The organism is Candidatus Neptunochlamydia sp. REUL1, assembly GCF_963457595.1.
Lineage (GTDB): Bacteria > Chlamydiota > Chlamydiia > Chlamydiales > Simkaniaceae > Neptunichlamydia.
In genome coordinates this window covers 1,195,298-1,221,500 of sequence record NZ_OY735137.1, presented here as the reverse complement: position 1 = coordinate 1,221,500, position 26,203 = coordinate 1,195,298, and the positions used below count along the sequence as shown (strand labels likewise).

The following is a 26,203-nucleotide window of genomic DNA, read 5'->3' as shown; positions in this document are numbered from 1 at the left end:
ATAAAGTATGAGCGATGGAAGAGATCATTTTCCTCTCTTTTGGGCTCTAATTTTCCCATGGAAACCCCCTTTTAGTACAAGAAAGGTGAAGTTATGCTATGCTCTTAGGGATGAAGCCATTTCGGAAACACCACTTATTAAAAATTTTAGAAGATGGGGGGAATTCCACCCTCCCGTTGGACGCCTTTTTACGCGATTATTTTCGAGCAAATAAAAGCGTTGGTTCAAAGGATCGTCAGGAGATTTGTGAAAAGCTCTATGGAATTGTTCGTTGGCGGGGCCTTGTAGATGCTCAGTGCTCGAAACCTATCTCATGGGAAGATCGCCTAAAGGCTTTTTTACAGTTCCCAGTAAAGAATGTCGAGACCCTTCCACCCCATGTTCAGGTGAGTTTCCCAAAGTTTTTCTATGACCACCTTGTCGAAGCTTACGGGGACGCAAAGGCGCGAGCGTTTTGTTTAAACTCTAATAAACAGGCGCCAACAATGGTACGAGTTAACTTGCTTAAAGGCTCCCGAAAAGACTTATTTTACAAATGGGAAACTGAATATGACGTCTCGCTGTGTAAACATTCTGAGGCAGGGATCATCTTCCATAAAAAAATCAATTTCTTTGCCCTTCCTGAGTTTAAAGCAGGACTCTTTGAAATCCAAGATGAGGGAAGTCAGCTAGTAGCCTCTCACATGGATGTGTCTCCAAATGAGCATATCCTCGATTACTGCGCAGGTTCGGGAGGGAAAACTCTGGCTTTTGCTCCAAAAATGGGGAACAAAGGACAAATTTATCTATATGACATCCGTCCTCGTGCTCTCATAGAGGCAAAAAAACGACTGAAACGGGCAGGAATCCAAAATGCACAAGTCCTCGATGATCAAAAGCTAAGGAAAAAAGGCATGTTGGGAAGAATGGATTGGATCCTCCTCGATGTTCCGTGCTCTGGAACGGGAACGCTCCGGAGAAATCCAGACATGAAATGGAAGTTAAAGCTTGAAACAATTCTCCGACTCGTCGATGAACAACAAAAAATCTTTCATCAGTCCTTGAAATTTTTGCGCCCGAATGGAAAGATCGTTTATGCAACATGCAGCATTCTTCCAGAGGAGAATGAACGACAAATTGAGCATTTTATGAAGAAGTATCACCTCAAGCTTGAGAGCCCATTATTCCAAAGTTTCCCAAAAGATGGAGAGATGGATGGCTTTTTTTGTGCGGTTTTGAGTAGAATGCAGAAATAATCCAAGGATTAAGATGCGAATAGTTTACGGTTTAACTTTTTTCTTTACAATTCTTCTCTCTCCAGTTTGCGCAGAAATGGCAATTGATTCTCCCTCATTTATCGATCAGACAAGTGCTACTTCTCAAGGACCTCGTCTAATGATCAACAATCGCCCCCTAGCAAAGATCAACGGAAAAGTCATTTCTCTTTATGATGTTGTCAAACGAATGGACCTTTTCCTTTATGATTATTACCCCGATTATACTCCTTCTGCACCAGAAAAATACCAGTTTTACGTGTCCCGTTGGGAGGCTACTCTTGACGACATGGTTGCAGACGAGTTGGTTCTTCTAGATGCGGAGCAAAAGGAAATCAAAGTTAGCGATGGCGAAGTGCGAGAAGACTTAGAGCAGCGCTTTGGACCTAACATTATGTCCAATCTCGATAAGGTTAATCTTCAGTATGAAGAAGCGCGTGAAATTATTCGGAATGAACTGACGACTCAACAGCTGATTGGAATGAAGGTTCATGCGAAAGCCTTTCAAATTATTACTCCTCAAGTCATCAAAGCAGCTTATAACGACTACCTAGAAAAAAATCCCCCAGAAGACGAGTGGAAATATCAAGTCCTATCAATTAGGGGAAAGGACAAGGAAATCTGCGAAACAATCGCAGAAAAAGCCTACACTCTTTTAGAAGACCATACCCGATCATTACAGTCTGTTGTTGAAGAACTTGATGAAGAAGGGATTTCCGTTAGTGTTTCTGATGATTATTCAGGCACCACCTCTAAAATTTCAAAACTGCATTTTGATGTGATTAAAGCCCTTACCCCTGATACCTATAGCCCACCAGTAAGCCAGGTTAGCCGTTTCGATAATAGTAATGTGGTCAGGATTTTTCACTTGAAGGATATGGTTAAAAACCTTCCGAAAGTTTTCGATGAGATGCACGACAAGTTGAAAAATGAGCTTCTTTTCCAAACGTCAGACAAAGAAAAGACATCCTACATCAAGGCTTTGAAAGTCCGCTTTGGATATGACACACATGATCCGAAGTTTGAACTTCCTGAGGATTATCGCCCCTTTGTCATTATATAAGCCTTCAGAACTTCGCCAGTTTTTACAAGAGATGGGAATCGAGCCCAAGAAAGGGCTCTCTCAGAACTTTCTTATCGACGGCAATATCCTGCGTAAGTTGGTTGCAGCAACACAGCTTAAAAATGAAGATACAGTTCTAGAAATCGGACCTGGCCCCGGGGTTCTTACAGAGGCACTTCTAAATTCAGGGGCTCAAGTGATCGCCATCGAAAAAGATGAGAAGCTTGCTAAGCACTTAGAACGCTTGCAAAACGGGAAGCTAGAAGTGTTGATCAATGACTTTAGAAACATTCAAATAGACTCCCTTTTGAAGGAAAGAGGAAAAGTCAAAGTCATCGCTAACATCCCCTATAATATTACTGGAATTATCCTTCAGGAACTTTTACCAAAAACGCATTTGATTGAATCGATCCACTTAATGGTTCAAAGAGAAGTGGCAGAGAGATGCGTTGCTAAAAAAAGAACAAAGGATTACAGCTCATTTTCTCTTTTTACAAAATATCATGCAGATCCAAAACTCTTATTTACCGTTGCACGTTCCTGCTTTTACCCTCCTCCAAAAGTAGACTCTGCAATCTTAGAGCTAAAGTTAAAGCCTCCGCCTGTAAAGGCTCCATATGAGCCATTTTTTCTGTTGATTCGAACAGCTTTTCAACAAAGACGAAAAATGTTGCGCGCGTCCCTTAAAACCCTTTTTCCATCAAACCAGGTGGAAACGGCTTTGGAATCTGTGGGCCTTCCAAAAACAACGCGTCCTCAAGAGTTAGGATTAGAGGAGTTTTCAACTCTATTTTTTGCTTTGACTCCGGCTGAGGCCAAATAGAGTCAACATAACTCCAATTCCTAAAAAAAGAATCAGGATTTTTTGAAACTCTAAGGGAGCCGTCCACTCTCCCCGAGCAGCGGCACCAATTAGAGCTGGAAGAGAACGTTCAACATCAATTGTTGCCACTAATGGAGAGCTTGAAAGTTCTTTTCCCTGCTGGTTAAAGATTTTGATCGCTCCAACACAATTGCCCTGCTTTACAGGAGGACTGATGTGCTCCCAGTTCAATTCAATAGTAATATCAGGCTCTTCTGAGGGAAAATAGGAGATTGAAATGTCGTCTGTGAGGGTCGCTTTCATAGCTTTCCTAGCGCCCTTTAAATCGCGACTAAAGGTGTTTTCTTCCTTTCGAAATAATAAACGCTCTTCTTTTTCTTCATCAAAGGCAGCCTCAAAAAGTCTAATTGCGTCCCGAAACCGTTTGTGAGGATCATCACACCCTAGAAGAACAGCAATTAATGTCCTTTTCCCATCCCTTGCTACACTTGTATAGGTATAGCCTGCATCAGAATGGTATCCCGTTTTCATTCCAATTGCGCGCGCATAAAAGAACTTTCCTGGAAGAATCAGTAGATCATGGTTGGTGACTTTCTTTGGTGTCTGAAGGTTTGTTTGACTCCGCTCATATTCCTTTGTTGATACGATTGTCTTGATCAAATCTTCTTTAAGAGCGTGTTTTGTAATAATCGCAATGTCTCGCGCTGTTGACCAATGACTTGGATGGTGCAACCCATGGGGATTCATAAATTGGGTATCTTCACATCCTAGCTCTTTAAGAAATGTGTTCATCCCCTTTATAAACTTTGGAATCGTTCCTCCGATATAGTTTGCCACGGTGTTTGAAGCATCATTCCCAGATGAAAGTAAGATGCCATGGAGAAGATCTAGAAAGGGCATTTCTTCTCCTTTCTTCAGCCAGAAATGCGTTCCATCCGGTTCCAACAAATAGGCTGGATCTTTATAGCTATGCGCAATTTTAACACTTTTGTTCATCCTCCGCAGGCAGTGTTGTGGACAGGATACAATTCCTTCGAGATCTTTTTTATTCTTTTTTAAGGCATACAGGACTGTAGCAATCTTTGTTAAACTTGCGGGATAGGCTCTTTCATCCGCCTTCTTATCATAAAGAACCGCACCTGTTTCAGCATTCATCAAGATCGCTGATTTTGCAGAAACTTTAACCTTTAGCGGTTCTGCAGCAAGCACTGTGGTAAAAAGGAGGAGAATAATGATTCGCATCTGAATTCCTTGTTTTCTATCCTTTGTAACAAATCGTGAATTTTCAAGAAACATTAACGAAAAAACCACACATCTAAATAATTTAAAATTAGCGGTTTTAAAGTGAAATAAAATTAACAAAAGAAACAATTCTTTAAAAAAAACATGCGCATCACTATGAAAAAAAGAGAGTAATAACAAAGGAGCTAACGGGCAGTATCAATGAACCCCATACAACTAGACCAAGCCTATAATGAGTTTGTCTCGAGCCTATCGAGCTGGATTCCTGAAGGTATTATTGAAGTGGACATGTCGCTATTGGAAGAAACGGGTCTATTGACTCATGTCTCGTTTGAAGAAGATAACAATCAAGAACAACTCCCTCATTATTTTCACGTGATTGAAACACCTGATAAAGTCACACTTTTCAATCATCAATTTGCAATTTGGATCGTCCCTAAAATTGTTGATGAAAACCCCACAACTATTGTGATGATTTCTCTAATCACAAACGGCAGACCGCACCTTGAAATTGTGTTCTCAACTAAAGGAGTCTATAACACTCCAAAGTTTGTATTAAGGTTATTGAAGTATTATTTGTCAGAAGTGATCGACACCGAAGAAGCAATTTCCTCTATTGGAAGGTAGCATACTTAAAGTCGATTTCTCCTGAAGGAGGAAGAGTAACACCCACGAGCTCCTCTGCCTGCGTGAACTGAATATTAAGAAAGCATATAGGAATGAGAGGCATCTCATCCATAAGAGCTCTTTCAGCTTCAGCTAACGTTGCATTCCTTTCCTCTGGATTCGCTTGAAAATTGGACTTTTCAAGAAGAGCCTGGTAGTCCTCATTCTCCCAATTGCTCATATTGACAAGATCGTGTTTATACTGGAAAGTTTTTAGCATATAGATTGGGTCAAACAAATAGGAAAGCCAACGCATCACCCCTATTTGATAGTCTCCTTTTTGAATAGCAGAGAAGTGACAGGGCCAGTCGGCCTGTTGAAGCTCAACTTTAATCCCAAACGCCTCTTGCCAGTTTTGCTGTGTGATCTGAGTGGTACGACTTAAATTCTCAGCTCCTGCAACATATTTGAGGCTTACAACAGGAAATGTTTCAGTTGTTAAGCCAAGTTCATCCAACGCTTCAGCAAAAAGCTTTCGAGCCAAAGAAACATCTCGATCCTGGAACTGAGGAGGGTTTTCGATTCCAAAACAGGGTGAAATAATTCCAAATGCTGGTTGTCCGATTCCCTCAAATGCCGCATTTACAATACTTTCTCGATCGAGAGCATAGGCAAATGCCTTGCGAATTTTTTTATGACTGAATGGAAATTTTTCTGTATTCACAAAGTACCAATACATGGTTGGACTTTCCTTGGTGTCATAGCAAGGCGTATTTCTAATGCTCATATAAGCTTCAGAGGGAGCCTTGTTAATAGCACTTCCAAACCAATCGATCTCTTTTTTCTCAAACAGATAGAGTTGCGTCATCCCTTCTTCCACAAAACAAACTTCAATTCCTGGAATTTGAACATTATGCTTATCCCAGTACAGGAGATTTTTCTCGAAAATGATATCGTCTCCATGATGCCATTTTTTCAAACGAAACGGACCATTTGAAACAAAGGATTCGTCAATGCGGAAGGCCCACATTGAATCCGCTTTATCAACATGTTTTGGTATAGGAGAAAACATGGTACAGAGCAGAGCATCTACAAAATAAGGTACGGGATAGGCAAGCTCAACTCTTAATGTAAGGTCGTCGATAGCCAAAACCCCAATTTCATCTGGATGGACTAACCCTTCTACAGATTCCTTGGCGTTCTTGATCATGTAAAAGTTCTGAGCTCCATGGCTGAGAGTTTTTGGATCAAGCGACTTTTTCCATGCATGCTCAAAATCGTGTGCAGTCACAGGATGGCCATCACTCCACAGTGTTTCCCTTAAGTGGAAGATATAAACAGTACTATTCTCAAAAACATCATAACTTTCGGCGACAGCAGGCACCACTTTCCCTTCTGCATCTCGTCTCATAAGCCCATCAAAAAGCATTCGGATAACATGGGTAGTTGGTTCCTCTCCTCCAAGACGGGGATCCAAGATTCGAATCTCTTCACTAAAACAAATCTTAAGCGGGCGATTGCCCTTCTCGCGGATAGCACTTTTACTGCATCCAAATGAAAAAACCAACAAAAGTAAAGTGACAAAGACTCTCAAAAGAAACCTCCGGATTAAATTAAGCCACAAGCTTACTCCTCAAGAAGATTTTTAAGGTAGATTTTTTCGTATGGTAAGTTGATTTTTTTTCTTGAACCTTTGGTACTCTACTTTATCCATAAGCTTTTGCATAAATAAAATACCTAATCCACCTTCTTCCAGATCTTCAACCGGAACAAAAGGGTCGATTTTCCTCTTATGTTTCAACGGATTGAAGGGGAGCCCCGAATCTTCTATCGTGATTTCCACATACTTTCCTTTTTCACACCGGATAGAAAGTGCAATTTTTCCCTCTTCCCCTTGATACGCATAGGAAATTACGTTCACAAGTCCCTCTTCCAGCGCAATTTCAATCCGCCTTACCTCAATGTCTGACAGACCGGTTTGACCAAGTCTCTCGCAAACCCACCCAAGCATTGCATACAGCTCACTCAAATGCGCACTAAATGATTTTTGCTCTTCCATGATCCCATCATACATAAAATGTTATACGATTCATCAAATTATTTTCGATAAATGCTATTACTCTATCTTGACAGTCGCTTCAATGTTGTAGGGAAGATTGGAAAGCCCTTCGGTGATCTTAGTGGCAAGGCGGTGATAAATCGGATCTAATGAGGCTGCTTTGGCTCCATCAATTGAGTCAAGCTGGCCAAGAGAGAAAAAGAGAACAGATTCTCTGGTACCCGCTGTATTCATAAACGAGGCATCCTGAAGAGAATCCGAATCAACAAAGTCGTAGTCACTATATGCTGAAATGACAAATGGACCGTAAAGAACCTTAAGGGAGCTGCTATCGACTAAGGTAATCTCAACTGTCACCTCTCTACGCCCTTCGTTGGGAACAAGGCGGTTGATCCTCTCTCCTGATACAGGATGACGGTCATATTGATACCCAATATTTTCACAATTATCTGAAATAATTTTGCCCTCTAAGGTGATTGCTCCCCCTTGATTAGCATAGTTAAAGACACCAGAGCTGCTAAGGGATTTAACAACAATATCGGTAAGAACCCCACTCTGATCCCCACTAAAATAGGGAACAGAAATGGTAGGGAAAGCAGAAAGAGCCTCATCATTGTCGACGTGATAACCACATGATGATAAGAGGATACTACTCAGCAGAGCTATCCACAACAATCGCCCCTTCCTGGGACTTTTTATTCGAGTAAACATCGGGGACATCAAGAACTTTTAGTCGTTTTTCAGACTTATTTGCTGCTTTGGTTTCTGGATATTTCTTAAGGATTGTCGCATAGTAGATTGCAGCAGCCTTTTTCTTCTTTGTTCTTTCATAGAACTCAGCGATCTCTAGCAGATCATTGGCAAGGCGCTCCTTCATCCCTAACAGCTTCTCTTCAGCCTCAGTAATGCGAGGTTCACTTGGAAAGTGGTAACGAAATTTTCGGAGATTAATCTCTGCTAAATCAAGTTTATTAGCATCTGGGAATTCCTGATCACACTCAGTAAGGTAAACTTCACTAATACCAACATATCCATCGGGAGAACGTGGGTGTTTAGGAAAGCGGCGAATCAACGTTTGAAATGCTTCAATACTCTTTTTATATTCTTCCATGCGAAGCAGAATTACCCCTTTCCTATACAGTGATTGAGCAGCCAAATCGTCTCGTGGAAGGGTTGTAATCACTTCATCATAAATTTCAAGGGCTTCATCATATGCAGGAAGCCACTTGGGCATTTTCTGCCAACCAAACAAGTGAACTCTTGCCCCTTCGTCAAAAGCACGGGCAATTTCAAATTTATAGCGAATCACTTGATCAAAAAACTTAGGTGTCAGCTCTTCCTTTAAGTAATCAGAAAAAGCCATATTTGCATGTTCAAACTCCCCCAGCTTGTAATGTGCAACCCCCAAATAGTAGAGGGCTTCACGAGCAAAAGGACTCGTTGGAAAATCAGCAATAAGATCTTGGCACTTCCAAGAAAGTTTCTGCCAATCCTCATTCTGATAATGGTCGATCATTTTTGAGTAGTACCGATGAACATTGATCTGACTACGAATAACCGGGTCAAGAGGGTTCGCGCTAAGCGCTCCGAAACAAATGAGAAGTATGATAGCTACTTTTTTCATATTTGTTAGTATATCGATTTACCCTTCAAAAGAAAAGTCCTGAATGAAAGAAAATGATTTTATTCTATTTTCTAGCTCCGAATTCCAGCCCACACCCCACTTAGATTCCACTTCCACAACACCAATTTTTTGATGAGAGCTGTTGAAGGCGATATCAACAGGGGCACTTCCAGGATATTTATGAAAAAGATTTTTGAGTTTTACAATTTCTGATAACCGAACACTATTTACATCCAGAGTCAGATGGAGTTTTTTATTGTCATTTGAATCCATCGTTTTCTCCACATTTTGTTTTTTCTTGCGACGAGCATCAGATTTCGCAATCTGCTTGACCTGTTCATAAAGAGCCTCAAATTGCCCTACGTTTTCCTCAGTAACAGTTGTTAAGTCTTCTAGAGAGCGACACCGAAGCTTAGTCGCACCCCCTTCATTTTCAACCTGAAGAATCGAAAGCAGAAGTTGGTTTTCTACAAAAAGGGCGCTATGTTCATCATACATGCCCGGCCAAACAGGAAGCTCAAACCGCTCTACTCCATCACTGATAACCAATATTGCAAATTTTTTCTGCGTTTTTTGGGAAATTTTTACTTTCACACTTTCAATGATGCATGCTACCTTGATGACCGCTCCATTTTTGGCTGAACCTAATTCGTTCAATGGAAGACAGCTTAGTTTATCAATAAGCTCTCTATATTCATCCATTGGGTGTCCCGTTAGGTAAAATCCTAGGAATTCTTTCTCTTTTGCAAGAATCTCTTTTTTTTCTTGTTGCCTTTCAACAATAGGAGGAGTAAGAAACGGACTTTTCCCTTCATCTTCAATCATTGAAAAGAAGTCCATAACCCCTTTAGCAGCCTCTTTTTGTTCCCGAGATGTTTGCTCAAACATAGGTTCGACACTCTCAAGTAGTTCTTGCCTCGTCCATGTTGTAAAATCGAAACTCCCTGCATCAACAAGATTCTCAACAACTTTTTTCCCTACTCTTGTTAGGTCAATCCGTCTGAAAAATTCATAGAGTGATTTGTATGGCCCTTTTTTCTTTCGTTCTTCAAGAATCGCATCAACAACCCCTCTTCCAACCCCTTTAATTCCTGACATAGCAAAACGAATCCCGGAAGGAGCAGCAGCAAACTCTGTTCCTGATTCATTAACATCAGGAGGAAGGATTTTCATTCCCATGGCTTCACATTCACGGATATGCTTTGATACTTTGGTCAAATCATCGCTATCACAGGTCATCAAAGCGGCAAGCCATTCTTTTGGATAGTTTGCTTTAAGAAATGCTGTGACATAGCTAAGATAGCCATAAGCTGCTGCATGAGATTTGTTGAAACCGTATGAGGCGAATTTCTCAATCTTATCGAAAACTTCCATCGCTTTGTTTTCATTGATTCCTTTCTGAATAGCTCCGTTGCGGAATTTTTCCCGCTGCTTTGCCATTTCATCCCGATCTTTCTTCCCCATTGCACGCCGCAAAACGTCACCTTCTCCAAGAGAATAATCGGCAAGGAGGGAAGCAATTTGCATCACTTGCTCCTGATAAACCATGATTCCATAGGTTTCCTGAATGACATCTTCCATCAAGGGATGGTCAACTTCAATCTTCTCACGTCCATGCTTCCGGTTGATAAAAGAGGGAATCATCTCCATAGGGCCTGGGCGATACAAAGCTCCTACAGCAATAATCTCTTCAAACTTATCAATATGAAGATGTTTAGCCAGCTCTTGCATTCCAGTGGATTCCAGCTGGAAGACCCCCTGTGTTTTTCCCTGGTTCAAAAGATTGAATGTATTCTGGTCTTCAAGAGGAAGGTTAACCCAATCGATTCTTTCTCCCCCATGGTCTGCAATAGCATCCACAGTCTTTTGGATCGAAGTCAACGTCTTAAGCCCTAAAAAGTCAATTTTAAGCATTCCAACAGCCTCGACGGGCTTCATCGAGTATTGTGTCGCAGCAAGCTCGGAATCTTTAGCACTGCAGACAGGGATATGATCGGTCAAAGGATCTCCACAAATAATGAGCCCTGCAGCATGAATACCTGTATTCCGGATTGACCCCTCCAAGCGCCTAGCATATTCAAGAATCCTCTTTCCATCTTCATCGCTTTCTGCCATTCTTCTGAGCTCAGGGTCGAGCTCAAGCGCCCTTTCAAGCGTCATCGTTGGGTCTTCAGGAACCAGTTTTGCAATTTCATTTACCTTTGCAAGGGGGACACTCAGAACTCGGCCTACGTCTTTGATGGCCATCTTTGCCTTCATCGTTCCAAATGTAATGATTTGTGCAACCTTTTCCTTCCCATATTTTTTGAGGGTATACTCGATAACTTCAGCGCGGCGATCCATGCATATGTCAACGTCAATATCAGGGTATGACATCCTTTCAGGATTGATGAATCGCTCGAAGAAAAGGTTGAATCTTAAAGGTTCAATATCAGTAATTCCTATCAAGTAAAGAATAATTGAACCTGCACCCGATCCTCTCCCTGGCCCAACGGGGATCCCTTTGTTTTTTGCCCAAGCTATAAAGTCATAGACAATAAGAAGATAGTCACACATCCCTTTTGAAATGATGATTTCAAGCTCTCCTTCTAGCCGCTTTGTCACAACATCCATTGGATCCTGGTCAGGATACTTTTCTTGAACCTTAGCTAACCGCTCAGGCGTATACCGATTTGGAATCCCCTCTTTGCACAATGTGCGCAAAAAGTTCGCAGCCTCTTCAACCCTTGTTTTTTCACTATATTCGGTCCCTTCAAGGTAAGGAGGGACAAAAACAGGGTAGTATTTTGTCTCAAAGTCAAGCTCCATATTACACAATGCCGCTATCTTTCCGGTGTTCTCAATTGCTTCAGGAACATCTGCAAAAAGATCTATCATTTCCTTAGGCGACTTGAAGTAAAGCTCATGCGTTGGAATCACTTTTCGCTTAGGGTTAAGACTAATCCCTCTTGGATTCCCAAAAGAATCCCTCTCGATAACCTCAACAGGCTCACCAGACTGCACATTCATTAAAATTTCATGTGCTCTCCAATCACCTCGGTCAATATAATGCGTCCCATTTGTTGCAACACAAGGAATTCCTCTCTCTTTTGAGAGGGTGATGAATCGGTTGTTAACTTTCTCTTGGTTTTTAACCCTGTCAAGGTACTGCTGATAAAGCCATGATTCCTTTTCAATCCCCTCTGATTTGATATGCTCCTCATGCATCTGATGACGTTGCAACTCGAAATAAAAGTGCTCCCCATAAAGGTCTAGCTGCCATTTCAGTTCATCTTCAAATTCTTCTTCCCTCTCTTGAATAATGAACTGTGAAAGTCGGCTTGTAATAGGCCCCGAGAGGCAAATGAGTCCTTTTGAGTACTTCTCGAGAATTTCCTTATCGACACGAGGGGTATAATAAAATCCCTCAAGGTATCCAATCGAGGAGATCTTACAGAGATTTCGGTAGCCTTCACGATCCTTTGCAAGAAGAATTAAAGGATACCCAACGGAGTAACCAGAAATCCGTTTCTTATCATGCCGAGAAAGAGGCGCAACAATAACCTCTGTCCCAATAATTGGCTTGATTCCTTCTTTTTTGCAGGCTTTAAAAAAGTCTACAACTCCAAACATGTTGCAAAGGTCCGTAAGCGCAAGCGCCTCCATTCCAAATTCCTTGGTCTTTTTAGCCAATAATTGAACGGAAGCCGTCGAATCTAAAATTGAATATTGTGAATGAACATGAAGCGGCGTCCAACCCATCAATGAACCTGTCTGTTTATAGTACTATAAGTGCTTTAATTTGTTTGAGCCAATGACGCGTGACTAGCTCTCTTTGACCATAGTGGAACAAGCAATAAAACTGCAATACCTGCACAAATAGACAGAAGCAGAAAGAATGCCGGCCATCCAAAGTCTTCAATCAATCGACCCACAGGCCATCCCGCACAAGCAGCACCAGCATAAGCAAAAAGGCCAGCAAATCCCGTCGCAGTACCCGCCGCTTCCTTACTCACCAATTCAGCAGCTGCCATTCCAATAAGCATCTGAGGCCCAAATATCAGAAACCCAAAGACAAATGTTGCAATAGAAATCGTTAAAAGGCTTGATGAAGGAATAAACCACAGAACCATCAGGTTACCAATAACTCCAATAGTGAAAAGGATATTCACAGGACCTCTTCTTCCCTTAAAAACAGTGTCCGAGAGGTAACCAGCAGCTAAGCTCCCAAAGATTCCCCCAATCTCAAACCAAAAAACACAGGACCCAGCAAGCATCAAGGTATAGCCTTTCTCTTCCATTAGGTAAAGCTGAACCCAGTCGTAGATCGATATTCGAACAATGTACACGAAAAAGTATGAGATTGCTAAAATCCAAATAAGTTTATTTTTGAGGATGTGTCCAAATAAAATGTCTTTTGTAGAAAGCTCTTTTTCCTGCTCAACTTCTCCTTTTTCGACATCATCAGGATAATCATTTCGATGCTTTTCGATCGTTGGAAGTCCGAGTTGTTTTGGGCTATTTCGAATGCGGTTAATCAAAAAGAGCCCCACGACAATAGCCATTACCCCTGGAAGGTGCATCGCGTAGCGCCATCCAAAGGTTTGAATAGCAAAGGCACACAGAATGGGGATTACAGCTCCCCCTATGTTGTGGGACGTGTTCCACCACCCCCACCAGCGACCACGCTCGGTCTGCGAATACCAATAAGTTAATAACTTGGCACACGGTGGAGATCCCCACCCCTGGAACAACCCATTTAAGCCCAGAAAAATAGCAAAAAAGAGAACCGAAGAAGAAAGCCCTGCAAATATGGTAAAAACACCTGTAAGAACTAACCCTGCTCCCATAAGGACGCGAAGGCTAGACTTATCGGAAATCAGACCACTTACAAATTTACTGATTGCGTAAGTAACCGCTAGGAGGGTTCCTAAAAAACCTAGGTCAGCTTTATCAAAGCCTAGGTCATTGATAAGTGCCGGCATTGAGAAGGTAAAGCTTTTTCTTGTAAAATAGAAAAAAGCATACCCAACATAGATGCTATAGAAAATGCGAATCCGCCAATACTTGTATTTAGCTTTGATTTCGTCAGCACTTCCGATCTCGCTTTGTGGAAGCTCAGGCTTCAATCTATCTAGGACGCTCACGTTTTAACCCTATTTCCTTTGTAAATATTAAAATTGTCAATCCAGATGGTCCATTGGTATTCGGGGAGACGTTATAGAATTTTCCATTCAAAGTCAATGTTTTAGTGGCTTGCAATTTGCCTTCTAACTCTGATTTCCTGTAAAACTAAAATACAAAGTTGCTGAGTGTGAATATGACATTTTTTCCAGAACCCCTGCGCCCTTCAGAAGGGAGAGAAGACGATAAGTATCGGGTTGATCCAATTGAGGCAGACAAACAGTCTAAAGGGGATCAGTCATGGGAACTTCCTGAAGAAGACAAGCGCCCTAGAGCCTATGTTGCCTTTCTTGTATTTATTCAAAAATTAACAACAAGGCTTGGGAAGGAAAAAAAAGGGACGCTTGAAGAAATGTCTGAGGATGCCCTGACGGGTGATATCCAAGAACTTAAACAAATCCTTCAGATCATGATGGACGTGGACCAAAGTGAGAATGGAACGTTTTGCGCTCATTTTTCTGCTGCTTGGCATCGCCTTCTTCAGGGAGTCCAAGTTCTTTCCCACACAAAAAGAAAAGCTCTTATTGATACCCATAAGCTTAAAGCCCTTCTAACCGATATCGGCAACTACCCTCCAAATGAAGATCACAAGCTAGGTTTCTATCTTTCGGAGTTTGCTGGAAAAAGTTGGCTTCCCCTTCCTTTCCGGGAGATCCTCAAACGTCTTTTTTCCGACCATCGAGTAAACCAATCTCATAGCACCTTGATGCAGTGGGTCGAATTGATCAATGAGATCTTGCAAAGTTAATTTCAAAGAAGCTATACTCGCCCTATGAAATACTCACTTCCCAAAGGGACTTTTGATATCCTTCCTAAGGAGCCCAAGCCGCAAGACAGCTGGAAGGAATCGGTAAAATGGAATCACCTCGAGACCGTAATCCGTACTCTCGTCCAAGAATATGGCTATCAGGAAATCCGCACCCCAATTTTTGAAAAGACAGACCTCTTTATCCGGGGGGTTGGAGAGACCTCTGACATTGTGTCTAAGGAAATGTACACCTTTCAGGATAAAGGAGAAAGGTCTATGAGCCTTCGCCCTGAAGGAACTGCATCGGTGATGCGCGCCTTTGCTCAAGGTCAACTGCAACAACTCGGGGCCCACCATAAATTTTTCTACATTGGTCCATTTTTCAGATACGACCGCCCCCAAGCAGGACGGTATCGACAGTTCCATCAATTTGGAGTTGAAGCCATTGGAAACGGAGAACCTGAACAAGACTTTGAATCCATCGAACTCCTCTATGAACTCTATCGTCGGCTAGGCCTTAAAAATCTCCACGTAATGATCAATTCTTTAGGAGACCGTCCCTGCCGAGAAAAATACAAGAGTGCTCTTTTGGACTATTTAAAACCTCACTTCGACTCTCTTTCGGAAGAAAGTCAGGTCCGATTTACCAAGAACCCTCTTCGCATCCTAGATTCCAAAGATTCTAAAGAACGTGAACTACTAAAATCTGCTCCTTCGATTTTAGACTATCTAAACCCAGAGAGCAAAAACCACTTTGAAACTCTTTGTAAGCTTTTAGAGAAACAGAAAATCCCCTTCACGATTACTCCTCGCCTGGTTCGGGGATTAGATTACTATAACCACACTGTTTTTGAAATCACTTCGGACGTTTTGGGAGCACAAAACACCATTGGTGCAGGAGGACGCTACGACGGTCTCCTTCCAGCAGTTGGGGGACCAGACCTTCCATGCATTGGCTTTTCCACAGGAATTGAAAGGATCCTGCAAACAATGCAAGGACAGGGGATCCCCTTCCCTGAACAAGTCGGGCCAGTAGTTGCTTTAATCCCTCTCGATGAAAAGGCAAAAGAACATTGCTTTAGTCTTCTCTATCAGCTCCGCCACACAAATATCTCAGCCGAAATGATCGTCGCTAAAAAAGTCCAAAAAGCATTGCAACACGCAGACCAATTAAAAGCACAACACGCTGTTATTATCGGAGAGAAAGAACTCGAAAAAAACATGGTGCAGATCAAAGAAATGAAATCACGTAAAACTGAAGAAACTTCTCTCTCCAACCTCACTGACTATTTTAGCAAACGGACATCAAATGGACTATAGAAGAACACACTGCTGCAATGAATTAAGCAAAGACGAAATAGGAAAAATCGTAAATCTTTCTGGATGGGTCCACAGGAGACGGGACCATGGAGGACTTATTTTTATTGATCTCCGTGACCGCTTTGGATTGACTCAACTGATCTTCGATCCCGAAATTTCCAAAAAGGCACATGAAGTGGCCTCCTCTCTTCGCTCTGAGTGGGTCATCACTGCAAAGGGGAAAGTGCGTGCCCGAGGAGAGGGGCTCACCAACCCAAAACTAGAAACAGGTGAAATCGAAGTCGAAGTTGAGACATTCGAAATTTTGTCTAAAGCAAAAACGCCCCCTTTCTCTATTTGTGACGATAAAACCGAAACCCATGAAGAAACTCGCCTCAAGTATCGCTATCTTGATATCCGACGTGGAGATGTCTTAGACAAACTCTTGATGAGAAACAAGGCAATGATCGTTACCAGAAGCTTTCTTAATAACGAAGGGTTTACTGAGGTTACCACCCCTATTTTGGGGCGTTCTACTCCAGAAGGAGCCCGGGATTATCTTGTTCCTTCACGCACCTATCCTGGAAACTTTTATTCATTGCCCCAGTCACCGCAACTATTTAAGCAGTTGCTCATGGTAAGTGGAATGGATCGCTACTTTCAAATTGCCAATTGCTTTCGCGATGAAGACTTAAGAGCAGATCGACAACCTGAGTTTACACAAATCGACATTGAGATGAGTTTTGCCTATCCTGAAGATATCCAGGAAATTATTCACCGTTTTTTAAAAGCTTTGTTTAAAGAATGCCTTAATTATGATGTTCCCGATACCATTCCCTCAATGAGCTATCGAGACTGTATGGAGAATTATGGGACTGACCGACCAGACCTACGCTTTAAAATGCCTCTCGTGAGAGTCGATGCTATTGCAAAAGATTCTGATTTTACTGTTTTTAAAGAGCAGCTTCAAAGTGGTGGCTGCGTCAAAGCTCTTTGTGTTAAGGGTGGAGCTGAAATATCGCGAAAAGAAATTGACCGTTACACTGAATTTGTTGGAAAGTTTGGGCTCCGTGGTCTTGGATGGATGAAAATGCAAGAAGGCGGCCTCGCCTCAAGTATTGTGAAATTCTTTTCCGACAAGCAGCTAAAAGCACTGGAAGAGACTTTAGAAGCTGAGAAAGGAGACCTACTCCTCTTTGCTGCAGCAAATGAATCTCTTGTGAACCAATCCCTTGACCACCTCCGCCGCTTAATTGCAAGAGACCGAAACCTTATTAACCCAAACGCGTATGAGTTTCTTTGGGTTACTGACTTCCCTTGTTTTGAGTGGGATGCAGAGGAAGATCGTCCTCAAGCTACCCACCACCCTTTTACCATGCCCCACCCTGACGATCTGGAGCTTCTAGAACAAGACCCTCTCAAAGTACGCTCCAATGCTTATGATATCATTGTCAATGGTTACGAAGTGGGAGGAGGATCTCAAAGAATCCATGATTTTGAAATCCAAAGGAAGGTCTTTCAAGCTCTAAAGCTTGATGGAGAAGAGGTGAAGGAAAAATTTGGCTTTTTCACTGAAGCTCTCCAATATGGAACACCCCCTCATTTAGGAATCGCGCTGGGCTTCGATCGCCTTGTCATGATTCTCACTAAAACAGAAAATATCCGAGACGTTATTGCATTCCCTAAGACACAAAAAGCAAGTGACTTAATGATGCAATGTCCTTCAAGTGTTCATAGAAAGCAATTGGATGAGCTTGAAATTCAGGCTGAGCCAAAAGAAATATCTTGGATATAATTCTACAAGTGAATAAATTTGGAGTTTTCAACAGTACTCTAGAGGAGTGTTTGTAATGTTACTAAGAAATAAATTTTTCTCAACAATTGCAATTGCATCTTCCTTCCTAGCAATAGCAGCTTATGCAGGAGGGGACTCGCAAAATAATGCCCTAGAGGAGTCTAAGAAGGAAGACGGGAAAATTGATATTCAAAAAGTTTCCGAAGCCTTTGGACACCTCATTGGAAAGAACTTAGATTCGCTTGGCTTTGAGTTCAATATGGAGCAAGTCATTAAAGGAATGGAGGATTCAGTCGCAGGGAAATCATCTCCGATGAATGAAACTGAATGCGTACAAGCTATCTCTCTTGTACAAGAAGAGTCCTTCCAGAAAATGGCTTCAGAAAACCTTAAAGAAGCCGATAATTTCATGACCAATAATGCTAGAAATGAAGGCGTAGTTGAACTTGAAAAATACAAGCTTCAGTATAAGATTGAAACACAAGGTGCTGGAGTCGTTGTCGAAGAGCATTTCTCCCCGATGATCCGCTATACAGGAAAATTCCTCGATGGAAAAGTTTTTGGATCCTCTCAAGAAGACGAACTGATTTCTTTGGATGAAACCATTCAAGGATTTAGCCAAGGAATCGTTGGGATGAAAGAAGGCGAGAAACGAACCATCTATATCCATCCAGATCTTGGATATGGAACAAGTGGTTACCTTCCTCCCAACTCTACCCTGGTTTTTGATATTGAAGTCGTCAAGGCTAATATGACTCCTGAACAAGAAGATTCAATCACCTTAATTCCTGATGAAGGAACACGAGAGATTGCTCTTCCTGAAGGAGCAAAACAAGAAGCCTTGCGTTAGTTTTTTTTCACCACTCTTAATCTCTCAACTTCTTTAGTGGAGTTGAGAGATTTCAAATTATTATGATTATTGTATTGTTTCAACCTCAAATCCCTGCAAATACTGGGAATATTGTCCGAACCTGCCACGCAACAGGGAGTGAGCTTATTTTAGTTAGTCCATTAGGCTTTAAAACCGATGACAAAAGCTTGAGGCGCGCAGGACTGGATTATTGGGAAGGGGTCAAGGTGACTATCATCAATGATCTGGTCGAATACCTAGTCACGTCACCGCTTCCTTTCTATTTCTTCTCGAGTAAAGGAGAAGCCTCCTATAGCGATGCATCCTTCGAGAAGGATGCGATTCTAATCTTCGGATCTGAAGTATCGGGACTTGCCCCCGAATTTCACAAGAGGTGGCCCGAGAAATTTTTCACTATTCCGATGCAAAAAGGAAGCCGTTGTCTCAACCTATCAAATTCAGCCGCTATCGTTCTTTATGAAGCACTAAGACAGAACAAATTCACCGTCTTGAAAAAAGAAAAAGTAGAACCGACAGCATAAAGCTAAAAACAATTGCTGTAGTGATGGGAACAAAAACTATTGTACCCCCCCACTCTAAAGAGAAATCCCCAGGAAGGTGCCCAATCCAGTTCATTGGTATATGAAGTGTAATGAGCGTCCCGATAATAATCAGACAGACGCCCACTAAAATAATCAAACGCCCCATTATGTTGAGAGAGCAAAGTCTTTTAGAGCTGCTGCGTCACGGAGGCCTACAAGGCGGTTTATCTCTTCCCCGTCTTTATAAAGAATCATCGTTGGCACCGAGGTCACATGGTGCGCTTTGGCTGTTACATGATTTGCTTCGATATCGAGCTTGGCAAACTTTACCTTTCCAGATAGTTCTCCAGCAACTTCAGCAAGAACTGGTGTAAGCATCCGACAAGGACCACACCACTCAGCAAAAAAATCAATAACTGTTACCCCTTCTTTGATTAGGGCATCAAACCCCTTATCATCTACTTCTTGAATTGAACCTTCGGCCATTTTATCTCCTATACAAAATCAAATCATTCATATCTAATCGCTTCATTTTAGAGAACATTCCGATTTATGGCTAGTGATACCATTCACATAAGTTATGTTTTGATAAATGATATTATTCATGTTCTTCCAACTTTGAAATCCGAGATTCAAACTGCTCAATTTTTTCATGAATCTCGACAATCGATTCTTCAACATGCAGCATTTTTTGCTGGTACTGTTCATGCAAGGTAAAATAGTCAGGTGTTTGCTCATTAAAACCAAGTAAGCGCCCCACGGTGACTTTTCCTCCCGTAATGATTTCAATCTTTTGCGCAAGATCAAGCAAAGGCTTTCTTTCCCCGCGAATGAGCTGATATAGGTAGGTAGGAGGAGGAGATTTCTAGATCTGAGGCCAACTGCTTAACGGACAAATTTTTTTGATTGCATAATGATTGTGCACGTAGCACAAACTTCAGAAAAATACTAAATTTTATTTAAGGTTTTGTCATTAGAAATAAAAAGTAAATGTTTTCATAAACTTATAAATATATTTGCTTTTACCAGAAATTAGGTTCTCTCAGCGTAGAAGACATAAGCATCCTCCATCGCCCTAATCGCTTCAGCTGTCGAAATTAGAGCCGAGAGTCGATCATTATTTAGATACCAATCCTCTCCAACTTTTTGATACTCCAGGTAGTGACCTGAGCTTTTACTGCGTCCTAAATGTACGATAAAACCTTTGACTTCATGAGGTCTTCCATCGTCAATTTGGATCTCCCCTCTTGGAACTGAAACTTTCTTAGAAATCTTATTTCCAAAATTATCAAAGCGCTTTAAAGCAATCGTCACTTCCTCTCCAGGGCGAAAAACAAACTCTCTACTCACTTGATTTCCTACAACTTGAGAGGAAAGCTTAAAGGTTTCTCGACTTTGTCCTTCAGTAAGATCGCGCCTGATTGCGTCACCCATTTGAATTCCTGCATCAGCTCCATCTAAACTTACAGACCATGAAGACACTGGTTCCAGTGGAAATTCTCTTCTAACTTGAACCCTAACTTGCTCACTAGATAGTATCCACCTATCCGGTATCGTCGTGCGACTCAACACCTCTACCTTTTCCATTCCGCGAAGTCTCTCTTCCACTTCTGCAGTAGGCACGGTAAACTCATATACTGCTGTAGTTTTAACCGTACTGGTTGGGGGAAGGTGCTCAAACAGTGCTAGAGTCAATACCTCATAGGCATCCTGGTGTCCACACGACGAAATCCTAAACTGCGTTAAACACTCTGTTCTTACCTTTTGCATATCAAGAAAGGTTAAAAGAGCTCCAGAATCATACTTAAGATCAAATTCTCTAAGAGCATCAAAGCGCTTATCAGCCTTAAATCTTTCCGAAGTGAAAATTGCGTCGTAAAGCCGAGGATTACTCTTAACAAGTTGGTAGGCTGAAATCACAAAACAGTTCGATGAATAGTTTGGAATCCCCTTAAGTCCTGTAGGTCCCACCCCTTTTGATAAAACCCCAACCTCTACTCTCATACTACATAGTTGATCTGAGGCTCGAGGTGGTAGCACAATTCTGGGCGGTGATCCAATGCGAGAAGTTGCCCCTACCTTACCAGGCAATGGCGCCGATCGCATCGCATAAGTCTGACTAACCATCGCATTCCAAGCCAGATTTGAAGGCCGTGAATCCTTTTGCTTTACTACTGGAGAAGTGGGTAGAGTTACATAATCCGTAGTTCCCTTTGAGTCTGGATGTGCTGGCCTATCCTCGAATGGAGAGAGATCCATTCTTTTAGGTCTATGATAGTGTATTGCTTCAAAAGACGTTGCAAAATAGACGAGGGAAATTCCACCAACTTTCACACCTGTTTGACTAAATAGACATCCAGCAGCAACAAAGACCATTGAAGGCTTGCACAGATAGCGGTCCTGCTGATCATTGATCTGATTAGAACGAATATATTGGAGCGCTGTTGCAGTCAAAACGGCTGCTGAAGAACAGCACCCCTGAACTCTCCCTGCAATAAAAAAATAAAGCGCCAGGTTTGCGGCCTGAGCTCCTGCATGGTAATAAATATTTGACTGTTTTATCATCCCAATCTCGTAATTTTGAGGAAAGGATACCTCAGAATAGCATAAAAGTCAATTTTTTGATATTGAGTTACTTAAGAAGATAGAACGACCTTCACAAGGAAATTTAAATTTCAGAAACAACTAAAAAAATATTTGAATCCGAAGCTCTATAGAAATCAAGGTCTTTCAGCATAGAGAATATAGGCGTCTTGCATTGCGCAGATGGCACTAGCTGTCGAGATGGGGGTCGACGCCTCATCGTTGTTTAAAAACCACTGGTTTCCGACTTTTTGGAATTCGACATAATGCCCATTATGTCTACTGTCGCCACGATGAACGACAAACCCTTTCACTTGATGCGCCCCTCTTTCATCCAGCCGAATTTCTCCGCTTGGAACTGAAACAGGGTCAGAAACCTTGTTTCCATAGCTATCAAATCGCTTCAAAGTCAACATCAACGTTTTCGAAACTTCAAGATTAAAGTCTCTATTTGTCTCTCTAGCATTGACGCCTGATGGCAATCGCTGGAGCTCACCTGAAACCTCTGATAAATCCTGCGCGATAACTTCTTCAAGAGTCGCTCCTCTAGAAATTCCTGTTAAACTCACAGGAAGACTAAGCATGGAATCCGTCCTCAGCGTTTGCCGAACGCGAACTTTCACTTGATTTCCTTCCATTCCCTCTTGGCTAATAACCCTGGTGTTATCCGCCCCCATAATGGACATATCAACCATATTCTTAAGAACAGTAAACTCTAGCACTCTCGTCGTCGTAATCGTGCTGTATAATGGACTACTTGCAGGAATGTGAGCAAATAACGCATTCGTTAACACCTCGTACGGATCTTGATGTCCATCAGCTGGAATTCTAAACTGTGTTAAACAATTTGTTCTTACTTTTTGCATATCATCTTCTGATAGAGGGACCTCAGAATCGTACTTGCGATCAAATGCACGCAGAGCATCAAAGCGCCTATCCGCTTTAAATGTCGGTGATTTGAAAATTGCGTTGTAAAGGCTAGGGTTACTCTTAACGAGCTGGTAGGCCGAAGTCGCAAAACAATTCGATTCATAGTTTGGAATTCCCTTAAGTCCTGTAGGTCCGACACCCCTTGTTCTAGCTAACCTATCCGATCTTCTAACAGGAACTGTTTCAACTTTCGCTCTTTTTCTACAATGGGACGCTGGGATACGAGCGCCATGCCGACTAACAGGTCTTGTTATAGATCTTCCTGAATGCATCCTTTGGTGAGATAGAGTTAAACCTCTTTTTGCAACTCGAGTAATCTTAGGAGAACTTGAACGCGCCTGAAGGACAGTCACGTCTTTTTTAATTGATGGAATTGTTGTATCAAGCTTTGGTAGGAGTTCCTTCAAATCATCATAGAGCAAGGAAACACCAAAAACCAGATCGTTAAGCTCTTGATTAAGAGGTCCTTCGTTCCCTTCAACCTGACTTTGAGCATAAGCAATTGACTGATTTACATAGCTAATATCATTTACAGACATAATTAACACCCCTATATGTTAATTATGTCATAATTAGTATTTTAAATTAACAACATTAAATGAAGGCAAAAACATCTAACAGCCAGCTAGTTGCGAGGGTTCGGGTTTGCTTTAAGGAGGACTCCCTTCTGCCCCAGACTCATACCACTTCCGGAGTTCCCCGAGAGCCTGGGTAAGACGAAGAGCTATAACCTCCTGAGCTTCTTTGCGATCCATGTCAGCATAGTCTGACCACAGAATCGGAGAGCCAAAAATAACAGCCGTTCTTCCCCACAGTTTGGGATATTTTTGATTTCGACTCCAAATAGCAAATGTTCCATGCACATAAGCAGGGAGAATCGCTGATTCGCTCTTTGAAAGCAAAAGCCCCATCCCAGGCTTAATCGGTTGCAAAATATTATTTTTGGAGCGCGTCCCTTCAGGAAACATTAACACTTTCTTTTCCTCCTTCAGCATCACGCAAATATTCTTCATGACACGCAAGTTAGTCGCATCTTTTCGAACAGGGTGAGAATTTACCGCACTAATAAATTTTCCGAAGTATGATTTGAACAATGTCTGGCGAGCAAGAAAGTGGATTTCCCCTGGACATGAGATAGCAATAGCAGGAGGATCAAAAAAGGAAACGTGATTCGCAGCAATCAAAGCGCTACCCGGAATATAGTGTTCAAGTCCATATACTTTGTGACGATAAAAGATTTTGAAAAACACCTTTACAGAGAAAATGACAAGTCGGTAGAGAAATGTTGGTTTTTTCATTTTTTGATTCATGCTTGAATAATCTCTTTCAGCTTTTGAACAACTTCCTCAATCGTAAGATCAGAGGTGTCGACAAGAACCGCGTCGTCTGCTTGTTTTAGAGGTGCGATTTTTCGATTAGAGTCACTACTGTCTCTTGATTCAATCTCCTTAAGAGTCCTTTCTTGCGAAAAACTTTGATCAGGAAATTTCTTCTGAAGCTCTTTATACCTCCTCTCTGCGCGCACTTCAGGGCGTGCTACTAAGAAAAATTTAACGTCAGCATGAGGGAAGACAACCGTTCCTAAATCTCTTCCTTCAAAAACAACATCTATTTCTTTTGAAAAATTAACCTGAAGAGGCTTTAGAGCTTCTCGCACTTCTTTGAGAGCCGAGACTTCTGATACAATGGCAGTGACTTCAGGCCCTCGAATAGCCTTTGTTACATCAGAATTTCCCACAAAGTAGTGCTTTTCTCCATCGACTATCTGAATACGATAGGAAAATACTTTAAGAAGAGCTAGTAATTCGTCCTTCTCATGATAAGAAATTCCCTCCCTAAGAATTTTCCAGCTAATCGCTCGATAAAGCGCCCCAGTATCAAAATAGGTAATTCTCAAAGCATCTGCTAGCCTCCTTGCAACTGTCGACTTTCCTGTACCTGATGGTCCATCAATAGTGATAATCATGAAATGCTCTCGCTATTAGAAGATCGCAAGGGAACGTAAAAAAAGAGTATTCAGAATAGTGGAATAGCCTCATAACATTACCCTCAACAGACGTAAAGAAAAAAATAAATAACTGGAGTCGTAAACAAAAGAGAGTCTAGCATATCAAGGATGCCTCCAAGGCCAGGAAGTCGATTACTGTCCTTAACCGCGGCATCTCTTTTAAACAGTGACTCACCCAAATCCCCTACCTGTCCCAGGGAACCAAGAAGAGCTCCAAGGCAAATGCTCTCAGAAAAGGAGAGGTAGAAATTTGGAACTAAATGGCCTAAAAAGTAAAAGAGAACACTGAAAATAATCGCAGAGAAAAAGCCAACAATCGCTCCAGTAACCGTCTTACCTGGACTGAGATCCGCTGCAAGTTTTCGATTTCCAAAAAGACGGCCCCCAAAATAGGCACCCACATCGGTAATTTTCGTAACAACAAGAAGATAGAGAAGCCATACTCGCCCTTCATGTCCCATCTTGCATGGGCTATAAAGATAGAGAATTTTTAAGATTAGGCCTAGTGGAATGGCAACATACAAAATCCCAAAAAGGCTCATTGCGATCGAGCTAATCGACCCTGAAATTTTATCAAAGTGAAAAAGAAAAAGGCAAATGAGCCCAAAGAAAGCTATAATAAATGGAAGAAGTGAGAAAGAAAGATCAAAAGTTGAGACAAAAAGAGATAAGATAATGACCGCCCCTACAATCATACACAGCTCTGCAAGCCCTTTCTTCTCTACTAACCTTCCCAGTCGGCAGTATTCCCAAATTCCCACCGCCCCAATGCCTGAAGTAAACAGAGCGATGACCCACCTTACCACACCAACATAGGAGAAAATCAGAATACACGCTAAAACAGCAAGCGAGATAATTGATGAGACGAACCGTTTCGATAGATCTTGAAAATTCATTATCCTCCAAACCTCCTTGAGCGTGTTTGATACTCAATAACAGCTTCAAGAAGATTTTTTTCAGAAAAATCAGGCCAGAGAATATCGGTCATATATATTTCGCTGTATGAACTTTGCCAGATAAGGAAATTACTAAGCCTAAACTCGCCACTAGGCCGAATGAAAAGTTCAGGATCAGACCACTTAGCAGTATCTAAGTAAGACGAAATTGTCTTCTCAGTAACGTCTTCCGAATTAAGGCTTCCTCCTTCAATAGCATCATGCATCCTAAGAAACGTTCTCCGAAGTTCATCCCTCCCCCCATAGTTGAGAGCGAGAATTAAATCGATCCGACTGTTATTTTTTGTAGCTTGAATTGTATCATTTAGAGCCTTCTTCACATTTTCTGGAAGCCTTGGTGTATCCCCAATTGTGTGAAGACGCACACCTTCTTTGACAAGCACCTCCCTTTTATTCACCAAATAAGCTTCAAGAAGCTGCATAAGAATTTCAACCTCATGTTGAGGACGACCCCAATTTTCAGTAGAAAACGAATAGACAGTAAGAGCTTTGATTCCGAGTTCTGAAGCAGCACGAACAATAAGATCGAGTTGCTCAGCACCATACCAATGGCCCATTTCTGCGGGCTTTCCTTGGCTTTTAGCCCACCGACGATTTCCATCCATAATGATAGCAATATGTTGAGGAACGCTTTTGGATCAATGCAAGCAAATTCCTCT

Annotated in this window: 25 protein-coding genes; 9 read left to right on the top strand and 16 right to left on the bottom strand. The window is 41.8% G+C overall.

The genetic code is table 11. From position 1 onward, the window contains the following. Positions 1–110 precede the first annotated feature (110 nt). From R2I63_RS06610 to rsmA, 3 genes are read left to right on the top strand one after another with little or no spacing between them, the layout of a single operon-like run. The gene (locus tag R2I63_RS06610) at positions 111–1,235 is read left to right on the top strand and encodes an RsmB/NOP family class I SAM-dependent RNA methyltransferase (protein WP_316356023.1); all 1,125 of its coding nucleotides are present in this window, start codon (positions 111–113) and stop codon (positions 1,233–1,235) included. Between the two features lie 13 nt (positions 1,236–1,248). Beyond that, a complete protein-coding gene (locus R2I63_RS06605) occupies positions 1,249–2,316 on the top strand; it encodes a hypothetical protein (RefSeq protein WP_316356021.1) in 1,068 nt (355 codons plus the stop codon). Then, a complete protein-coding gene (gene rsmA, locus R2I63_RS06600) occupies positions 2,303–3,139 on the top strand; it encodes a 16S rRNA (adenine(1518)-N(6)/adenine(1519)-N(6))-dimethyltransferase RsmA (RefSeq protein WP_316356019.1) in 837 nt (278 codons plus the stop codon). Before R2I63_RS06605 ends, rsmA begins: the two co-directional genes overlap by 14 nt. Here rsmA and R2I63_RS06595 read toward each other — a convergent pair. Continuing rightward, positions 3,104–4,381 carry a D-alanyl-D-alanine carboxypeptidase family protein gene (locus R2I63_RS06595; RefSeq protein WP_316356018.1) on the bottom strand — a complete coding sequence of 426 codons (1,278 nt, stop codon included), beginning with the start codon at positions 4,379–4,381 and terminating at the stop codon, positions 3,104–3,106. The two genes, rsmA and R2I63_RS06595, sit on opposite strands and share 36 nt — an antisense overlap. Before the next feature lie 201 nt (positions 4,382–4,582). Between R2I63_RS06595 and R2I63_RS06590 the strand changes: the two genes are divergently transcribed. Then, positions 4,583–5,008, top strand: a complete 426-nt coding sequence (locus R2I63_RS06590; RefSeq protein WP_316356017.1) for a hypothetical protein — start codon at positions 4,583–4,585, stop codon at positions 5,006–5,008. Here the strand turns inward: R2I63_RS06590 and R2I63_RS06585 are convergent. From R2I63_RS06585 to pgtP, 6 genes are read right to left on the bottom strand one after another with little or no spacing between them, the layout of a single operon-like run. After that, positions 4,995–6,611, bottom strand: coding sequence for a peptide ABC transporter substrate-binding protein (locus tag R2I63_RS06585; RefSeq protein ID WP_316356015.1), 1,617 nt, complete (start codon positions 6,609–6,611; stop codon positions 4,995–4,997). The two genes, R2I63_RS06590 and R2I63_RS06585, sit on opposite strands and share 14 nt — an antisense overlap. Before the next feature lie 21 nt (positions 6,612–6,632). Further along, positions 6,633–7,061 carry an ATP-binding protein gene (locus R2I63_RS06580; RefSeq protein WP_316356013.1) on the bottom strand — a complete coding sequence of 143 codons (429 nt, stop codon included), beginning with the start codon at positions 7,059–7,061 and terminating at the stop codon, positions 6,633–6,635. A 42-nt stretch (positions 7,062–7,103) separates the two neighbouring features. Beyond that, complete coding sequence (locus tag R2I63_RS06575) at positions 7,104–7,721, bottom strand: hypothetical protein (RefSeq protein WP_316356011.1); 618 nt, start codon at positions 7,719–7,721, stop codon at positions 7,104–7,106. Further along, positions 7,696–8,670, bottom strand: coding sequence for an outer membrane protein assembly factor BamD (bamD, locus tag R2I63_RS06570; protein WP_316356010.1), 975 nt, complete (start codon positions 8,668–8,670; stop codon positions 7,696–7,698). Before bamD ends, R2I63_RS06575 begins: the two co-directional genes overlap by 26 nt. A gap of 18 nt (positions 8,671–8,688) precedes the next feature. Continuing rightward, complete coding sequence (gene dnaE / locus R2I63_RS06565) at positions 8,689–12,411, bottom strand: DNA polymerase III subunit alpha (RefSeq protein ID WP_316356008.1); 3,723 nt, start codon at positions 12,409–12,411, stop codon at positions 8,689–8,691. Positions 12,412–12,446: 35 nt separating this feature from the next. Continuing rightward, entirely contained in the window at positions 12,447–13,796 is a 1,350-nt protein-coding gene (pgtP, locus tag R2I63_RS06560) for a phosphoglycerate transporter protein PgtP (RefSeq protein WP_316356006.1), read from the bottom strand. 173 nt (positions 13,797–13,969) lie between these two features. On the opposite strand from pgtP, the gene R2I63_RS06555 reads away from it, so the two are divergent. The 5 genes from R2I63_RS06555 (at position 13,970) to R2I63_RS06535 (ending at position 19,067) form a co-directional block, all read left to right on the top strand. Then, entirely contained in the window at positions 13,970–14,581 is a 612-nt protein-coding gene (locus tag R2I63_RS06555; protein WP_316356004.1) for a hypothetical protein, read from the top strand. 24 nt (positions 14,582–14,605) lie between these two features. After that, positions 14,606–15,901 (top strand): histidine--tRNA ligase, encoded by a 1,296-nt coding sequence (gene hisS / locus R2I63_RS06550; protein WP_316356002.1) that lies wholly within the window; start codon positions 14,606–14,608, stop codon positions 15,899–15,901. Further along, complete coding sequence (aspS, locus tag R2I63_RS06545; protein WP_316356000.1) at positions 15,891–17,675, top strand: aspartate--tRNA ligase; 1,785 nt, start codon at positions 15,891–15,893, stop codon at positions 17,673–17,675. The genes hisS and aspS overlap by 11 nt, the downstream gene beginning before the upstream one ends. A 55-nt stretch (positions 17,676–17,730) precedes the next feature. Continuing rightward, positions 17,731–18,525, top strand: coding sequence for an FKBP-type peptidyl-prolyl cis-trans isomerase (locus R2I63_RS06540; protein WP_316355998.1), 795 nt, complete (start codon positions 17,731–17,733; stop codon positions 18,523–18,525). Between the two features lie 62 nt (positions 18,526–18,587). Continuing rightward, positions 18,588–19,067, top strand: coding sequence for a tRNA (cytidine(34)-2'-O)-methyltransferase (locus tag R2I63_RS06535; RefSeq protein WP_316355996.1), 480 nt, complete (start codon positions 18,588–18,590; stop codon positions 19,065–19,067). Here R2I63_RS06535 and R2I63_RS10670 read toward each other — a convergent pair. The 9 genes from R2I63_RS10670 to uppS form a co-directional block, all read right to left on the bottom strand. After that, positions 19,027–19,233, bottom strand: coding sequence for a DUF2905 domain-containing protein (locus tag R2I63_RS10670; RefSeq protein WP_445083635.1), 207 nt, complete (start codon positions 19,231–19,233; stop codon positions 19,027–19,029). The two genes, R2I63_RS06535 and R2I63_RS10670, sit on opposite strands and share 41 nt — an antisense overlap. Then, on the bottom strand, positions 19,233–19,553 hold the full coding sequence (gene trxA, locus R2I63_RS06530) for a thioredoxin (protein ID WP_316355994.1): 321 nt from the start codon (positions 19,551–19,553) through the stop codon (positions 19,233–19,235). The genes R2I63_RS10670 and trxA overlap by 1 nt, the downstream gene beginning before the upstream one ends. A 112-nt stretch (positions 19,554–19,665) precedes the next feature. Continuing rightward, on the bottom strand, positions 19,666–19,878 hold the full coding sequence (locus R2I63_RS06525) for a hypothetical protein (protein WP_316355992.1): 213 nt from the start codon (positions 19,876–19,878) through the stop codon (positions 19,666–19,668). Between the two features lie 221 nt (positions 19,879–20,099). Continuing rightward, entirely contained in the window at positions 20,100–21,632 is a 1,533-nt protein-coding gene (locus tag R2I63_RS06520; protein ID WP_316355991.1) for a ubiquitin carboxyl-terminal hydrolase family protein, read from the bottom strand. Positions 21,633–21,787: 155 nt separating this feature from the next. Further along, positions 21,788–23,119 (bottom strand): ubiquitin carboxyl-terminal hydrolase family protein, encoded by a 1,332-nt coding sequence (locus tag R2I63_RS06515; RefSeq protein WP_316355989.1) that lies wholly within the window; start codon positions 23,117–23,119, stop codon positions 21,788–21,790. A gap of 111 nt (positions 23,120–23,230) precedes the next feature. Further along, positions 23,231–23,878: a lysophospholipid acyltransferase family protein gene (locus R2I63_RS06510; protein WP_316355987.1), complete on the bottom strand. Its 648-nt coding sequence runs from the start codon at positions 23,876–23,878 to the stop codon at positions 23,231–23,233. Between the two features lie 8 nt (positions 23,879–23,886). Next, positions 23,887–24,546 carry a (d)CMP kinase gene (gene cmk, locus R2I63_RS06505; RefSeq protein ID WP_316355984.1) on the bottom strand — a complete coding sequence of 220 codons (660 nt, stop codon included), beginning with the start codon at positions 24,544–24,546 and terminating at the stop codon, positions 23,887–23,889. A gap of 83 nt (positions 24,547–24,629) precedes the next feature. Further along, positions 24,630–25,484: a phosphatidate cytidylyltransferase gene (locus R2I63_RS06500; protein ID WP_316355982.1), complete on the bottom strand. Its 855-nt coding sequence runs from the start codon at positions 25,482–25,484 to the stop codon at positions 24,630–24,632. Beyond that, positions 25,484–26,149, bottom strand: a complete 666-nt coding sequence (gene uppS, locus R2I63_RS06495) for a polyprenyl diphosphate synthase (protein ID WP_316355979.1) — start codon at positions 26,147–26,149, stop codon at positions 25,484–25,486. Before uppS ends, R2I63_RS06500 begins: the two co-directional genes overlap by 1 nt. Positions 26,150–26,203: the final 54 nt, after the last annotated feature.